We start from the raw sequence: 15,089 nt of genomic DNA, 5'->3' as shown, positions 1-15,089 counted from the left end.
GCAATATCACACTAAAAAATGATCTAAAACAAAATTCACCTTTTCAGATGATTCGCACTGGTCACAATTTTGCCAACCAGATCTCGTTTCAAGAAACATCTCTGAAAATATTAATAAACAAACTTGCAACATCCCAGCTGGTCAGACCTATACTCTCGCCACTGGTCTGATTTGTAAGTCATACCTCAGACCCTACACTTCGCGCTCCTGTTACGGTATGTAACAATTATTGAATAAAAATAACTCAATGAGGTTATGGTCATGAGCCAGAAAACCCTGTTCAAACAAACTGCTTTAGCAGTTGCAGTGGCAATCGTCTCAACGTCCGCCTGGTCAGCGGGCTTCCAGTTAAACGAATTTTCTTCCTCTGGCCTTGGCCGTGCGTATTCCGGGGAAGGTGCGATTGCCGATGACGCAGGCAACGCGAGCCGTAACCCGGCGCTGATCATGATGTTCGATCGCCCTACCTTCTCTGCTGGTGCGGTTTACATCGATCCTGATGTCAACATTTCCGGCAAATCTCGCTTCACCGGTGCAGACCTGAAGGCGGATAACATTGCGCCGACGGCGTGGGTGCCTAACCTGCACTTTGTTGCCCCTATTAACGAGCAGTTTGGTTGGGGGGCTTCCGTTACCTCTAACTATGGCCTGGCGACGGAATTCAATAACGACTATCCGGCCGGGGAATACGGTGGTAAAACCGATCTGACCACCCTGAACCTCAACCTGAGCGGCGCTTATCGTCTGAACGAAAGCTGGAGCTTCGGTCTGGGCTTTAATGCCGTTTATGCTGATGCAAAAATTGAGCGTTACACCGGCGAGCAAACCGCCGCGCTGCCGAAAAACAGCAATAAAATTGCCAGCCTGAAAGGCGATGAATGGGGTTACGGCTGGAACGCCGGGATCCTGTACGAGCTGGACAAGAACAACCGCTGGGGTCTGACCTATCGCTCAGAAGTGAAGATTGATTTCGATGGCGATTACAAAAGCGGCATCCTGAGCCCTGTTAACGGCCTGGTTCCGGGTGCGGGCACCACCATTCCATGGGGTACATCTAACCAGACCGTACCGGGTTCACTGTCGCTGCATCTGCCAGAAATGTGGGAAGTCTCCGGCTATAACCGCGTCGCGCCACAGTGGGCGATCCACTATAGCCTGGCTTACACCAGCTGGAGTCAGTTCCAGGAGCTGAAAGCCACCGGCACCAACGGTCAGACGCTGTTCTATAAGGACGAAAGCTTCCACGACGCATACCGTCTGGCGCTGGGTACAACCTACTATATGGATGACAACTGGACGTTCCGTACCGGTATCGCGTTTGATGACAGCCCGGTTCCGGCGGATAAACGCTCCATCTCCATTCCTGATCAGGACCGTTTCTGGCTTAGTGCGGGTGCAACCTATGCGTTTAACGAGAATGCCTCCATCGACGCTGGCGTCTCTTATATGCACGGTCAGAAAGTGACGTTCCAGGAAGGCCCTTACGAGTTTACCTCTGAAGGTAAAGCGTGGCTGTTCGGTACCAACTTCAACTACGCGTTCTAATCGCGCAGGCATCAAAAAAGGTGAGCATCGCTCACCTTTTTTATTTATTCCGAATCGATATCTTTTAATTCATTCTCGATGGCTTTCGCGTTCGGATTATCTTCCGGCTTCAGCTTGCCGCCGTTGGCAATAAAGTCGTGGTTCTGGAAGTAGGCCTCACGCACCATAATGTACGGATCTGACGACTGACGCAGCAGACCATCAGAGTCCAGCAGCTGCGCACGTGTTTCAATGCCTTCCACCGTCCATTTACCAATCGACAGCGGCCAGGTGAGCCATGACAGCACCGGATACAGCGTATCCACCATGTCGCCGCCATCATCACGCACGGTGAAGCTGCCGTAGAATGGCAGATGCACATACGGACCATAACCCACGCCATAATGCCCCAGCGTACTGCCGAAACGGTGCGGCTGCTCGCGCTGCAGTTTCGGGTTCGCCATGCCGGCGACATCAATTAAGCCGCCCATCCCCAGCAGGGAGTTCAGGAAGAATCGGGTGAAATGCACCATTCCCTGATACGGGTCGCCCTGGAGGAAGTAGTTCACCATCACCGCAGGCTCTTCCAGGTTGCTGGTGAAGTTGCTCAGGCCGTTACGCGCTGGCTGCGGAACGTAGTCACGCCACGCCACGGCAACCGGTCGAACCAGGTACGGATCCAGCACATTGTAGTTAAAGCTGTACATTGAACGGTTAAATCCTTCGAGAGGATCGGAGCGTCCCGTTTGCTCGCCAGAGCTGGCGCAGCCCACAAGCATTGTGATGCCCAGCGCAAGCGCCGACAGCCGAAGTTTCATAAATTTCTCCCTGTTCAGTATGGCTATCGTTGAATGCCATCCGAGACGGAGCATCTTACGCTCCGCCGAAACGTGCAAGTGATTGTAACAGCACGCTTACCGATGTCTACGAGGACAATGACGACCCGCTCTCGTCATCACGCTAATTTCAGCATAGCCTGGCTTTCAGAATTCGTTTCGCCGGCAATTTTATATTGGCTTTGAAAGGGATGTCTCACCTTTATTGCCATTTTCAGCAATTTAAGAGCTTCCCCACGGGCAGCGCGCTAAAAGCCGCTACGCTTAAATGAGCGATAACCCCGAAGGAGCAGTTATGAAAGACATTAACGAAGAAAAAATTGGCGAGAATAATGAAGAACCTGAGATTGAGAGCGAGGAGAAAGACCGGGGAGAAGAGATAGAGGTCGATGAGGACCGCCTACCGTCGCGCGCCATGGCCATTCATGAGCATATTCGCCAGGACGGCGAAAAAGAGATGGAGCGCGACGCGATGGCCCTGCTGTGGTCGGCCATAGCCGCCGGCCTGTCGATGGGCGCATCGCTGCTTGCCAAAGGGATATTTCACGTGCAGCTGGAAGGCGTACCGGGCGGGTTTCTGCTGGAAAACTTAGGCTACACGTTCGGCTTTATTATCGTCATTATGGCGCGGCAGCAGCTTTTCACCGAGAACACCGTCACCGCCGTATTGCCGGTGATGCAAAATCCTACCCTCGGGAATTTTGGCCTGCTGATGCGCCTGTGGAGCGTCGTGCTGCTGGGTAACCTCATCGGTACAGGCGTAGCCGCCTGGGCCTTCGAATATATGCCAATATTTGATGAACCTACCCGCGACGCCTTCGTGAAGATCGGTATGGACGTTATGAAAAACACGCCGGTGGAAATGTTCTCTAACGCCATCATTTCCGGCTGGATCATCGCCACCATGGTATGGATGTTCCCGTCAGCGGGCAGCGCGAAGATTGTGGTGATTATCCTGATGACCTGGCTAATCGCCCTCGCCGATACCACGCACATTGTGGTCGGAACCGTTGAGATCCTTTATCTGGTCTTTAACGGCACCCTGCACTGGAGCGATTTCTTCTGGCCGTTTGCGATCCCCACCCTTGCGGGCAACATTTGTGGCGGAACCTTTATCTTCGCGCTGCTGAGCCATGCGCAAATCCGTAACGATATGTCCAACAAGCGTAAGGCAGAGCTAAAAGCACAGGAAAAAAAGGCGCAATCCACTAAAAAATCGGGCTAAACGGTGACTCTTTGACCAGTCAGGCGGCAAGGCGCTTAACGAAAAGTGTAAATAACGCTATACTCTTGCCGCTTCGTCCCCTTAGTTAAATGGATATAACGAGCCCCTCCTAAGGGCTAGTTGCAGGTTCGATTCCTGCAGGGGACACTTCCGATTTCCCTTATGCCTCCTTCCACAGCTCCACGCAATTGCGGCCACGACGTTTCGCGCCGTACAGCGCTTCATCCGCTGCCTGAATCAACCGCTCGTAGTCAGGATGCCCGTTAAACATCGCCGCCCCTATCGAAAGAGAGAGCGGGATAATATCGCCGGCCGGAGAGTTAACCTTGATTTTTTCCACCCGTTTGCGAATCCGCTCGGCAATTCGCAGCGTGTCTGCCTCTGAGATTTCCGTTAGCACAATCAGAAACTCATCTCCGCCGTAGCGAAAAACGTAATCGCAGGTCCGCACGTTGTCATAAAACGCGCCGGCGACCTTACGCAGGATCTCATCTCCCGTGTTGTGCCCCCAGGTATCGTTAATTTGCTTAAATTTATCAACGTCAATAAGCAGCGTAGAAAGCCTGGTTCCGGCCCGGCTGGCGTGCAGAATTTCGCGTTTGAATATGGTTGGCAGGAAACGGCGGTTCAGCAGCCGGGTCAATACATCCACTCCGACCTCGTGACGTGAGACCTCGTCAAACAGCTCCCGCAGCAGCGTAATGATTTGGGAGAGCGAGTTTCGCATTTGGTGCAGGAATTTATCCCGGTGCACGTTATCGTTCAGGCCCTGCTCCGATTGACGGATGCGCTCGAAGGTTTCGTCAAACTCCTGAATCAGACGCGAAATATGGCCGGCCTCAGCGATCCCGCTGAAATAGTGGCGTCCCTTATGGCTAAACCACAGCCCAAACTCAGACTGGCCCAGCGGCAGGCTGTTGCCGATGCTGGAATTAAGCGTGATTTTATACAGAAGCACCATTTCCCATGTCAGCAGCGCCGCGGTCTGCCTCTCCTTCTCCTCTTCGGCATTCTCCATTAAGGAAAAGATTCGGTAGTTTTCGTCCTCTTTCGCCGCATTGTTTTCGCTAAACACGTACGCCCGTGACATCACTTCCATAGCCAGGTCGATGCTGTTTATCGCGTAATGATAAATATGGAGCTTTACCTCAGACGAATGAGGGCTGGTGGTGATGATGGGCAACAGCAGCTTTTTCAGAACGCGAAACCCCATTTCGACCAAATCAACCGAAATGCCGATACGGGCATGAACGTCCGCGGCGCGCTGCTGGGCCCGGATCTGTTCTTCAACCTGGCCGGCCTCGCAGGAAAGTACGTCGGTAAGCCAGCGACGCAGCGCCTCCTGAAGCTGCCTTTCCACCTGCTCGGTAGTCAGAAATTCAGCGACGGAGGGATCGGCCAGAACAATACGATAGAATTCATCGATCAGCGCCGTGGCATTATTTCCGGCAAGCTCGGCTGCAAGCCGGTGCACTTCGGGATCGGTTTCATTAATCAGCTTTACCCACTCTTGTTTTACCGTTTGCAGGTAGGTTTCCATGGTCAGCTCCTTCAGGAGACACGCGGGAATGCAGATTTAACAATAGCAAAATCAACCCACTCCGCAATTGTCGCTTTTTTAAACAAAAAGGAGTGATAGCTCATATCGTATAACGGTGCTACATTATGCCGCCCACCCAAGTCAGCAATGGCCAGGCAACGTCGTAAAGAACGGTAAAGCCTGCAACCATGACCTCGTCCTACGGTCTTAATGGCACGTGGTATCGCGAAGTCTGCGCTACCTTCACAGGCTTTATAAAGGTTCCACTATTTTGTCTCAATCCAAATTTCAGCGGGCGTTTCTGCACCCGCGCTACTGGTTTACATGGTTCGGTCTTGGCGTGCTTTGGCTGCTGGTGCAACTTCCCTACCCCGTGATTCGTTTCCTGGGCTCGAAGCTGGGTAGCGCATCGCGCCATTTCCTGAAGCGTCGCGAATCCATTGCCCGTAAAAATCTCGAACTCTGCTTTCCGCATTACAACGCGCAGCAGCGTGAAAAGCTGATTGCTGAAAACTTTAAATCTATCGGTATGGCGCTGCTCGAAACCGGCATGGCCTGGTTCTGGTCAGACGAGCGCGTGCGTAAATGGTTTGACGTTGAAGGTCTGGATAACCTGAAGCGCGCCCAGCTGCAAAACCGCGGCGTGATGGTTGTCGGCGTGCATTTTATGTCCCTTGAGCTGGGTGGCCGCGTTATGGGCCTTTGCCAGCCGATGATGGCTACCTATCGTCCGCATAACAGCGCGCTGATGGAGTGGGTACAAACGCGCGGTCGCATGCGTTCGAATAAAGCCATGATCAGCCGAAACAACCTGCGCGGCATGGTCGGTGCCCTGAAGAAAGGCGAAGCCGTCTGGTTTGCACCGGACCAGGACTACGGTCCTAAAGGCAGCAGCTTTGCCCCCTTCTTTGCGGTGAAAAATGTCGCCACGACGAACGGTACCTTTGTGATTTCACGTCTTTCAGGCGCCGCGATGTTAACGGTGACCATGGTCAGGAAAGCGGATAAATCAGGCTACCGCCTGCACATCTCTCCTGAAATGGCCGACTATCCTGAAAACGAAGGCGAAGCTGCCTCCTTTATCAACAAGGTGATTGAGTTCGAGATTATGCGCGCGCCTGAGCAGTATCTGTGGATGCACCGCCGCTTTAAAACCCGCCCTCTGGGCGAAGCCTCCCTCTACGTCTAAGCCTTTCTGAAGGTTAGTTTCGCTAAGAAACTAACCTTTTCAATCACCTGTAATCACATTGCGTGACGGCTTATTCGAGCCGTCGCTCAATACACTTTTATTGCGTGATGAAATCAAACTGTCGCCGTTCCACGACACCTGTAAGTATAGGAAATTATTTAAAAAAATGACTCTTGTCACCCCTGAAATTTAGGCGTACATTAGCGCCGTCTGGCGACAGGAAAGCACAGAATTCTGAGCTGAAGTTAGCGGCGTAACGGGAAAATTCTTATTTACCCCTGCGCGCGATTTCAACTCTCTATACTCAGTTGGACTCTGTTTTTTTAATGCGTACCGGTAGATACGCGGAGCGATGAAACGTGAAATATTTCTTTATGGGCATTTCGGTTATTGTTTTAGTTTGGGCCGGGACGTTTGCTCTGATGATCTAGTTAAGAAAATGCAGTCAAAAAAACAGGCGCCAGCGGCGCCTGTTTTTTTTGTCGGTTACGACTCGGGTTGTTCCGCCACGCTCTTCGTCGCAAGCAGGCCGTCGGCACGGAACATGCTTTTTATTCCCCGCACGGCCTGACGAATACGGTCGCTGTTTTCGATAAGCGCAAACCGAACGTGCGTGTCACCGTAGTCACCAAAGCCGATGCCCGGCGAGACGCACACCTTTGCATCCTGAAGCAATTTTTTAGCAAATTCCAGCGAGCCCATCGCCGCATACGGCTCGGGAATTTTCGCCCAGACGTACATCGACGCTTTTGGCATTTCCACCATCCAGCCGGCCTCATGAAGCCCTTTGACCAGCACGTCACGGCGGCGCTTGTACTGGGCGGCGATGTCGTGCACGCACTGCTGATCGCCCTCCAGCGCCGCGATGGCCGCGACCTGCAGCGGCGTAAAGGTACCATAGTCGTGGTAACTTTTAATCCGCGCCAGGGCGCTCACCAGCGTCTTGTTCCCGACCATAAAACCAATACGCCAGCCCGCCATGTTGTAACTTTTCGACAGCGTAAAGAACTCAACCGCCACGTCACGGGCGCCGGGCACCTGCATAATTGACGGGGCTTTCCAGCCGTCATAGACGATATCGGCGTAGGCCAGATCGTGTACTACCAGCACGTCATAACGCTTCGCCAGGGCCACCACTTTCTCAAAGAATTCCAGTTCGACACACTGTGCCGTTGGGTTTGACGGGAAGCCGAGGATCATCATCTTCGGCTTCGGGTAGCTTTCGCGAATGGCACGTTCCAGCTCGTTAAAGAAGTCGACGCCTTCCACCAGCGGTACCGAACGAACCTGCGCGCCGGCAATCACCGCACCGTAAATATGAATCGGGTAGCTCGGGTTTGGCACCAGTACAGTATCGCCATGATCGAGGGTCGCCAGCATCAGGTGCGCCAGCCCCTCTTTCGAGCCGATGGTCACGATCGCTTCGCTTTCGGGATCGATATCGACCTGATAGCGATCCTGATACCAGCGTGAGATCGCCCGGCGCAACCGGGGAATACCCCGCGACGTCGAGTAGCCGTGCGTATCAGGCCGTTGGGCAACCGTGCAGAGTTTTTCCACAATGTGGGGAGGCGTAGGGCCGTCAGGATTACCCATGCTGAAATCAATAATGTCTTCGCCGCGCCGACGCGCAGCCATTTTCAGTTCAGCAGTGATGTTAAAAACATAAGGGGGGAGACGATCGATACGCGTAAAACGGCGTTCAGGACTGAATTCAGCCATAGGTTCCTCAGAGTCACGTTAGCGCCCGGACCGTCCGAGCGACGCTGCCACCAGCGTGGCATGCCTAGAAAATAACCTGAAGAAAAAGATGCTGTCGAGGGGCAATCGACAAAAAAACATTTTGCACTAAAACGGGAATCACATCGCAGTGAAAAGCGGAACCATTATCGCGAGCGGCCAGTTTTTACCGCTACGATTTAACAGGTTGTTATCAGTATCTTTACCTGGCATTTTCCGACAAACGGAAACGCAGCGTCTTTCAGTCAAAAGCGAACAATCCCCTTTGAGAATTATGGTTTTTCCCCATTTGATAAATCTGACGGATAACTGGCGATCGGACGCGAGGTTTTTTATCATAGCTTTTTCCCGTTTCCCCAGGCCTGACCGTGCACGAAATCTTCAATATGCTCCTGGCGGTGTTTGACCGCGCGGCGTTAATGCTGATCTGTCTGTTTTTTCTTATACGCATTCGCCTGTTCCGCGAGCTTTTGCATAAATCTGCCCACTCACCAAAAGAGCTCCTGGCCGTCACGTTCATCTTTTCGCTGCTTGCCCTGTTCAGTACCTGGTCCGGCGTGCCGGTAGAAGGCTCGCTGGTCAACGTGCGCATCATCGCCGTGATGTCAGGCGGGATCCTCTTTGGCCCCTGGGTCGGGATTATTACGGGCATTATCGCCGGTACCCATCGTTACCTGATTGATATTGGCGGCGTAACGGCAATCCCCTGTTTTATCACCAGCATTATCGCCGGGGTGCTCTCCGGCTGGATTAACCGCAAATTCCCGAAAAAACAGCACTGGCGGGCGGGGATTATCGCCGGGATGATCTGCGAAACGCTGACCATGATTCTGGTTGTCGCCTGGGCACCAACCGTTGCGCTGGGGCTTGATATCGTCTCGAAGATCGGCATTCCGATGATCCTCGGCAGCGTCTGTATCGGTTTTATCGTGCTGCTGGTGCAGAGCGTGGAAGGGGAAAAGGAGGCCAGCGCCGCACGTCAGGCCAAGCTGGCGCTGGATATTGCCAACAAAACGCTGCCGCTTTTCCGTCACGTTAACGCCGAATCGTTGCGCCAGGTGTGCGAGATCATCCGTCGGGATATTCACGCCGATGCGGTTGCCATCACCAATATCAATCACGTGCTGGCTTACGTGGGCGTGGGTGAACATAACTATCGCGACAATGACGACACCATCAGCCCCACCACCAGACAGGCGATTAACTACGGTAAAATCATCATTAAAAACAATGATGAAGCCCACCGAACGCCAGAGATCCACTCGATGCTGGTAATCCCCCTGTGGGAAAAGGGCGTGGTGACGGGGACGCTGAAAATTTACTACTGCCATGCGCACCAAATTACCTCCTCGCTTCAGGAGATGGCGATTGGCCTGTCGCAGATCATCTCCACCCAGCTTGAGGTTTCCCGCGCCGAGCAGCTGCGCGAGATGGCAAATAAGGCAGAGCTGCGTGCGCTGCAAAGTAAAATCAATCCCCATTTCCTGTTCAACGCCCTGAATGCTATCTCCTCCTCCATCCGACTTAATCCGGACACCGCACGCCAGCTGATTTTCAATCTGTCACGCTATCTGCGCTACAACATTGAGCTGAAAGACGACGAGCAGATCGACATCAAAAAAGAGCTATATCAAATCAAGGATTACATCGCCATTGAGCAGGCGCGCTTTGGCGATAAGCTCACCGTCATTTACGATATTGATGAAGAGGTCAACTGCGTGATCCCAAGCCTGCTGATCCAGCCGCTGGTGGAAAATGCCATTGTTCACGGCATTCAGCCGTGTAAAGGCAAGGGCGTAGTAACGATTAGCGTGACGGAAAGCGGCAACCGCGTGCGTATTGCCGTCCGCGATACCGGACACGGCATTGATCCAAAAGTGATTGAGCGCGTTGAATCTAACGAAATGCCGGGCAATAAAATTGGGCTGCTGAACGTGCATCACCGGGTCAAGCTACTGTTCGGCGACGGGCTGCACATTCACCGCCTTGAGCCGGGCACCGAAATCGCCTTTTATGTTCCAAATGAACGAACCCCCGTTCATGCCCCCATATCCTTGTTGCCGTAAGCCGGAGTAACGCATGAAAGTAATCATCGTAGAAGATGAATTTCTGGCTCAACAGGAGCTGAGCTGGCTGATTAAAACCCACAGCCAGATGGAGATTGTCGGCTGTTTTGACGACGGTCTGGACGTGCTGAAATTTTTGCAGCATAACCGGGTCGACGCCATTTTTCTCGATATCAATATTCCCTCGCTGGACGGCGTCCTGCTGGCGCAAAATATCAATCAGTTCGCCCACAAGCCGTTTATCGTGTTTGTCACTGCCTGGAAAGAGCATGCGGTGGAGGCCTTCGAGCTGGAGGCGTTTGACTACATTCTCAAGCCGTACCAGGAGTCGCGGATTATCAGCATGCTGCATAAGCTGGAGGCGGCATGGCAGCAGCAGGCGCAGCCCGCAGGCAACAGCCCGGCAGCGCGGGAAAACGACACCATTAATCTGGTGAAGGACGAGCGGATTATCGTCACGCCGATCGACGATATTTACTATGCCGAAGCGCATGAAAAAATGACGTTTGTTTATACGCGGCGTGAATCCTACGTGATGGCAATGAACATTACCGAATTCTGCAACAAACTGCCGGCCGCCCACTTCTTCCGCTGCCACCGTTCGTTCTGCGTGAACCTGAACAAGATCCGCGAAATCGAACCCTGGTTTAATAACACCTACATTTTGCGGCTTAAGGATCTGGATTTTCAGGTGCCGGTAAGCCGCAGCAGGGTTAAAGCGTTCCGCCAGCTCATGCACCTGTAGAATGTTCCCTCTCCCGCAGGAGAGGGAGACGGTTGTCAGAGGATCTGACCGAGCACCTGACGCAGATGCGCACCGGCGCCAAGCAGGCCTGGATTATCGTGAACAATCAGGTATACGGGGATGTCCTGCACGTAGCTTTTAAAGCGTCCTTTGTCTTCGAAGCCGCCGCGGAAACCGGAGGCGGTAAAGAAGTCGAGGAAGCGCGGCACAATCCCGCCCGCAATATAGACGCCGCCAAAGGTGCCGAGATTCAGCGCCAGGTTGCCGCCGAAGCGTCCCATGATTACGCAGAACAGCGACAGCGCACGTCGGCAGTCGATACAGCTGTCTGCCAGCGCGCGCTCGGTTACATCTTTCGGCCGCAGATTTTCCGGCAGACGGCCGTCTGATTTCACAATTGCGCGATACAGGTTCACCAGCCCCGGCCCGGACAGCACGCGCTCGGCCGACACGTGGCCAATCTCCGCGCGCAGCTCCTCAAGAATGATCCCCTCTTCTTCGCTGTTCGGCGCAAAATCCACGTGACCGCCCTCGCCCGGCAGGCTCACCCAGCGCTTGTCGACGTGGACCAGGTGCGCTACCCCGAGGCCCGTGCCAGCGCCATAAACGGCAATCGGCTTGCCTTCCACCGGTGTGGTGCCGCCGAACTGGATCAGATGCTCGGGCTTAAGCATCGGAATAGCCATGGAGACCGCGGTAAAGTCGTTAATAATTTCAAGGTGAGAGAAACCGAGGTTTTTCTGCATTTCGGCAATGGAGAATGCCCACGTGTGGTTGGTCATCGCCACCCAGTCGCCGGTGATCGGGCAGGCAATGGCGATACAGCCGTCTTCCACGTTAACGTGATGCTCTTCCAGATAGACGCGAACCACCGCTTCCAGGCTTGGGAAATCCAGCCCTGAATAGGTTTTCGCCTGGGAAATTTCACCGCTATTCACATCACACAGGGCAAGGCGCGCGTTGGTGCCGCCTACATCACCTACCAAAGCATACTTTGTCATTCTTCTACTGCTCCGCTAAAGTCAGAATAAATCTTTGGGACACTGTAAATTCAAGGCGTGATAACAACAACGACCAGAAGGTGACTGCCCATGGATTATCGATCTTCGTCACATAATAACTTTACCGTTTCAGCACCTTTTGCACTATTACCACAATGCTGATTGTGCAAAGTAACGTTAAGCCGTTTTGTACAAGGAAATCATCATGCTCCATCCGCGAGCCAGAACCATGCTGTTATTGGCTATCCCGGCGCTGATTATTGGCGTAGCGTCGAGCCTGGTGCTCATTGTCGTCATGAAAGTGGCGTCGGTGCTGCAAACGATATTATGGACAGCGCTTCCGGTAAAACTCGGCATCAGCATTGACTCGCCGGGATGGATCGTGATGATGCTGACCCTGACCGGGATAGCCGTGGGTCTGGTTATCCGCTACAGCCCGGGTCATGCCGGTCCCGATCCGGCACTGGAGCCGTTGATTGGCGAGCCGATTGCTCCCTCTGCGCTGCCGGGGCTCATTATCGCGCTGATTCTCGGCCTTGCGGGTGGCGTCAGCCTCGGCCCCGAGCATCCCATTATGGCGGTTAACATCGCGCTGGCGGTTTTTCTGGGAGCGCGTATCTTCCCGCGCGTCGGCGCGCTGGACTGGACGATCCTCGCCTCCGCCGGGACCATCGGAGCGCTGTTCGGCACCCCCGTCGCGGCTGCGCTCATCTTTTCTCAAACCCTCAGCAGTAACCAGGACGTGCCGCTGTGGGATAAACTTTTTGCGCCGCTGATGGCGGCGGCGGCGGGGGCACTTACCACCAGCCTGTTTTTCAATCCCCACTTTTCCCTCCCCATCCCCCACTACGGCCAGATGCAAATAGCCGATATTCTCAGCGGTGCCGTCGTCGTTGCGATAGCGATCGCGCTGGGGATGGTCGCGGTGTGGTGCCTTCCGCGCCTGCATCGTCTGATGCACAGGCTGAAGCATCCGGTGCTGATTCTGGGCACGGGTGGCTTTATTCTGGGCGCATTAGGCGCGATCGGCGGGCCGGTAACCCTGTTCAAGGGCCTGGACGAGATGCAGCAGCTGGCGTTCAGCCAGGTCTTCAGCGTTTCAGATTATCTGCTGTTTGCGCTGGTGAAGCTGGCGGCGCTGGTGGTGGCCGCGGCGTGCGGCTTCCGCGGGGGGCGTATCTTCCCGGCGGTGTTTGTTGGCGTCGCGCTGGGGCTTATGCTGCATGAGCATGTTGACGCTGTTCCTGCGGCGATTACCGTCTCCTGCTCCATCCTGGGGCTGGTACTGGTGGTGACGCGCGATGCCTGGCTGAGCCTGTTTATGGCGGCCGTGGTCGTTCCGGATACCACGCTTCTGCCGCTGCTCTGCATCGTGATGTTGCCCGCCTGGCTCCTGCTGGCGGGCAAACCGATAATGATGGGATGGCGAAACGACGGATAATCAGGCGTTATTACGCGCCTCCAGCGCTTTCGTAAGCGCGCTCAGCAGCGGTGGGATATCGGCTTTCGGCAGCATTACCTCTATCAGCGAAAGCCGCTCATGGTGCGCCACTTTATCCAGCACCTCCGCCAGCTCCTCCGCTTCGCTGACGCGCCAGCACTCGGCCTCGGGCGCCAGGCTCAGCGCCTGCGGGATCTGCGTCCAGTTCCAGAGGGCGATATCGTTATACCGCTGCTCTGGCCCGTGGATGGCCCTCTCAACCGTGTAGCCTTCGTTGTTCAGTACCAGAATAATCGGGCGCTGCTTGTCGCGTAACATGGACCCCAGCTCCTGAATGGTCAGCTGCGCGGCGCCGTCCCCCGTCAGGACGATTACGCGTCGGTCCGGGCACGCCGTTTGCGCGCCAAAGGCCGCTGCCAGCGTGTAGCCAATCGATCCCCAGAGCGGCTGGACGATGAAGTTCACGTCTGCCGGTAGCCGCAGATCGATAGCGCCAAAAGCGGACGTGCCTTGATCGGCCAGAATGATGTCGCCGGGGCGAATAAATGTCTGCAGCGTGCGCCAGAAGCTCTCCTGGGTGAGCGAGCCTTCGACGGTCGGGAAGGAATAGCCGCTGGGATCCGATGGCGCTCGCATATCGCTAACGTGCGCTTTACACAGCGCCGTGAGCGTTTCAATGGCCTGGCGCATCGGGATGCCCGTAAACCAGACGTCACCCACGCGAGCAGCATGGGGCTGAACCTCTATCGTCTGGGCGGAAGTCAGCTGGTGGGTAAACCCGGCAGTGAGCGTATCGGTAAAGCGCGTACCAATGCACAGCACCGTATCGGCCCCCTCAATCGCCATCTTGACCGAATCGGCACTGGCCGATCCGCTATAGGTGCCGTAGAAACCGCTCTGTCGTTCGTCAAAAATTCCCTTGCCCATAAGCATGGTCGCGTGCGCCATCGGCACCTCGCTGACCCATTTCTGAAGGGCAGCCCGCAGCCCATGGCGGAGCACCAGGAAATCCGCCAGCAGCGCCGTGCGTTTACTCATGGACAGGCGTTTTTCGGCAGCTTCACGGAATGCCTGCAGGCAGGCAGCATCGGCCGGAGCGGGGTCCATCGTGAGAGCGCTTACAGGCGGAGTGGCGGCTTTTTTGGCAACATCGGCAGGCAGCATCAGATAGCCCGGACGACGCTCCCTCAGCATGGTGGTGAGCACCCGGTCAATTTCATAGCAGGCGTTTTGTTCCGTCAGCACCGCCTGCGCAACCGTAATCGGCTCGCTCATGTGGTAGAAGTGGCGGAACTCACCATCGCCCAGCGTATGGTGGAGTAACTCACCGCGCTGCTGGGACGCCATGCCCGGTGCCCCCACAATATGGAGCACAGGAACGTGTTCAGCAAAACTGCCCGCCACCCCGTTCATGGCGCTTAATTCCCCAACGCCGAATGTCGTCAGGAGCGCGGCAAAGCCCTTGCAGCGGGCATAGCCGTCCGCGGCATAAGACGCGTTCAGCTCGTTGGCACAGCCCACCCAGCAGATGTCCGGGCTGTCTATCACATGGTCGAGAAACTGCAGGTTATAGTCGCCCGGCACGCCAAACAGATGATCGGCACCACAATCTGTAAGACGGTCCAGCAGGTAATCGGCGACGCAATATGGGGTACGCATATACAGGTGTCCTTCTGACGTTGACCTCCCTCTGAGTATTAAATAAGCGTGAAGCGTGTCCAGAATTGGCGACAAACAGGTTATGGAAAGAATGCTTTACGAAAAAAGCTCGGCTATTCTCAT

Annotated in this window: 12 protein-coding genes and 1 tRNA gene; 8 read left to right on the top strand and 5 right to left on the bottom strand. The window is 54.7% G+C overall.

What is annotated here, in order from left to right; translation table 11 throughout:
• Window positions 1-261: 261 nt before the first annotated feature.
• Window positions 262-1,545, top strand: a complete 1,284-nt coding sequence (fadL, locus tag MOQ06_RS05660; RefSeq protein ID WP_148419971.1) for a long-chain fatty acid transporter FadL — start codon at window positions 262-264, stop codon at window positions 1,543-1,545.
• A gap of 44 nt (window positions 1,546-1,589) precedes the next feature.
• Here fadL and mlaA read toward each other — a convergent pair whose 3' ends face one another.
• Window positions 1,590-2,342, bottom strand: a complete 753-nt coding sequence (mlaA, locus tag MOQ06_RS05655; RefSeq protein WP_242171864.1) for a phospholipid-binding lipoprotein MlaA — start codon at window positions 2,340-2,342, stop codon at window positions 1,590-1,592.
• Between the two features lie 313 nt (window positions 2,343-2,655).
• On the opposite strand from mlaA, the gene MOQ06_RS05650 reads away from it, so the two are divergent.
• Window positions 2,656-3,585: a formate/nitrite transporter family protein gene (locus MOQ06_RS05650; protein ID WP_242171861.1), complete on the top strand. Its 930-nt coding sequence runs from the start codon at window positions 2,656-2,658 to the stop codon at window positions 3,583-3,585.
• Between the two features lie 75 nt (window positions 3,586-3,660).
• Window positions 3,661-3,732, top strand: a tRNA-Arg gene (locus tag MOQ06_RS05645).
• A 13-nt stretch (window positions 3,733-3,745) separates the two neighbouring features.
• Here MOQ06_RS05645 and MOQ06_RS05640 read toward each other — a convergent pair.
• Window positions 3,746-5,125: a diguanylate cyclase gene (locus MOQ06_RS05640; RefSeq protein ID WP_242171858.1), complete on the bottom strand. Its 1,380-nt coding sequence runs from the start codon at window positions 5,123-5,125 to the stop codon at window positions 3,746-3,748.
• 268 nt (window positions 5,126-5,393) lie between these two features.
• On the opposite strand from MOQ06_RS05640, the gene lpxP reads away from it, so the two are divergent.
• Both lpxP and ypdK read left to right on the top strand, forming a co-directional pair.
• Window positions 5,394-6,314, top strand: coding sequence for a kdo(2)-lipid IV(A) palmitoleoyltransferase (gene lpxP, locus MOQ06_RS05635; protein ID WP_176611187.1), 921 nt, complete (start codon window positions 5,394-5,396; stop codon window positions 6,312-6,314).
• 359 nt (window positions 6,315-6,673) lie between these two features.
• Window positions 6,674-6,745, top strand: coding sequence for a membrane protein YpdK (ypdK, locus tag MOQ06_RS22545; RefSeq protein WP_099458937.1), 72 nt, complete (start codon window positions 6,674-6,676; stop codon window positions 6,743-6,745).
• A 55-nt stretch (window positions 6,746-6,800) separates the two neighbouring features.
• Here ypdK and alaC read toward each other — a convergent pair whose 3' ends face one another.
• Window positions 6,801-8,036 carry an alanine transaminase gene (alaC, locus tag MOQ06_RS05625; protein ID WP_148419977.1) on the bottom strand — a complete coding sequence of 412 codons (1,236 nt, stop codon included), beginning with the start codon at window positions 8,034-8,036 and terminating at the stop codon, window positions 6,801-6,803.
• A 386-nt stretch (window positions 8,037-8,422) separates the two neighbouring features.
• Between alaC and MOQ06_RS05620 the strand changes: the two genes are divergently transcribed.
• On the top strand, window positions 8,423-10,120 hold the full coding sequence (locus tag MOQ06_RS05620) for a sensor histidine kinase (protein WP_148419978.1): 1,698 nt from the start codon (window positions 8,423-8,425) through the stop codon (window positions 10,118-10,120).
• Between the two features lie 13 nt (window positions 10,121-10,133).
• Window positions 10,134-10,865: a LytTR family DNA-binding domain-containing protein gene (locus MOQ06_RS05615; RefSeq protein ID WP_242171857.1), complete on the top strand. Its 732-nt coding sequence runs from the start codon at window positions 10,134-10,136 to the stop codon at window positions 10,863-10,865.
• A 35-nt stretch (window positions 10,866-10,900) separates the two neighbouring features.
• Here the strand turns inward: MOQ06_RS05615 and glk are convergent, their stop codons facing one another.
• Window positions 10,901-11,866: a glucokinase gene (gene glk, locus MOQ06_RS05610; RefSeq protein ID WP_148419980.1), complete on the bottom strand. Its 966-nt coding sequence runs from the start codon at window positions 11,864-11,866 to the stop codon at window positions 10,901-10,903.
• 205 nt (window positions 11,867-12,071) lie between these two features.
• Between glk and MOQ06_RS05605 the strand changes: the two genes are divergently transcribed.
• Entirely contained in the window at window positions 12,072-13,307 is a 1,236-nt protein-coding gene (locus tag MOQ06_RS05605) for an ion channel protein (RefSeq protein WP_193354524.1), read from the top strand.
• Here MOQ06_RS05605 and ipdC read toward each other — a convergent pair whose 3' ends face one another.
• Entirely contained in the window at window positions 13,308-14,966 is a 1,659-nt protein-coding gene (ipdC, locus tag MOQ06_RS05600) for an indolepyruvate decarboxylase (RefSeq protein ID WP_193354523.1), read from the bottom strand.
• Window positions 14,967-15,089 lie beyond the last annotated feature (123 nt).

Origin of the sequence: Enterobacter sp. I4, from assembly GCF_022669095.1 — a bacterium.
Lineage (GTDB): Bacteria > Pseudomonadota > Gammaproteobacteria > Enterobacterales > Enterobacteriaceae > Enterobacter > Enterobacter pasteurii.
Note: the sequence above shows the minus strand (reverse complement) of the source record. Positions and strands in the feature narration are given on the sequence as shown.

Coding starts and splice junctions, on each gene's coding strand:
- ipdC (WP_193354523.1), bottom strand. CDS start 14,966: ATGCGTACCCCATATTGCGTCGCCGATTACCTGCTGGACCGTCTTACA.
- glk (WP_148419980.1), bottom strand. CDS start 11,866: ATGACAAAGTATGCTTTGGTAGGTGATGTAGGCGGCACCAACGCGCGC.
- MOQ06_RS05615 (WP_242171857.1), top strand. CDS start 10,134: ATGAAAGTAATCATCGTAGAAGATGAATTTCTGGCTCAACAGGAGCTG.
- mlaA (WP_242171864.1), bottom strand. CDS start 2,342: ATGAAACTTCGGCTGTCGGCGCTTGCGCTGGGCATCACAATGCTTGTG.
- alaC (WP_148419977.1), bottom strand. CDS start 8,036: ATGGCTGAATTCAGTCCTGAACGCCGTTTTACGCGTATCGATCGTCTC.
- fadL (WP_148419971.1), top strand. CDS start 262: ATGAGCCAGAAAACCCTGTTCAAACAAACTGCTTTAGCAGTTGCAGTG.
- MOQ06_RS05640 (WP_242171858.1), bottom strand. CDS start 5,125: ATGGAAACCTACCTGCAAACGGTAAAACAAGAGTGGGTAAAGCTGATT.
- MOQ06_RS05650 (WP_242171861.1), top strand. CDS start 2,656: ATGAAAGACATTAACGAAGAAAAAATTGGCGAGAATAATGAAGAACCT.
- MOQ06_RS05605 (WP_193354524.1), top strand. CDS start 12,072: ATGCTCCATCCGCGAGCCAGAACCATGCTGTTATTGGCTATCCCGGCG.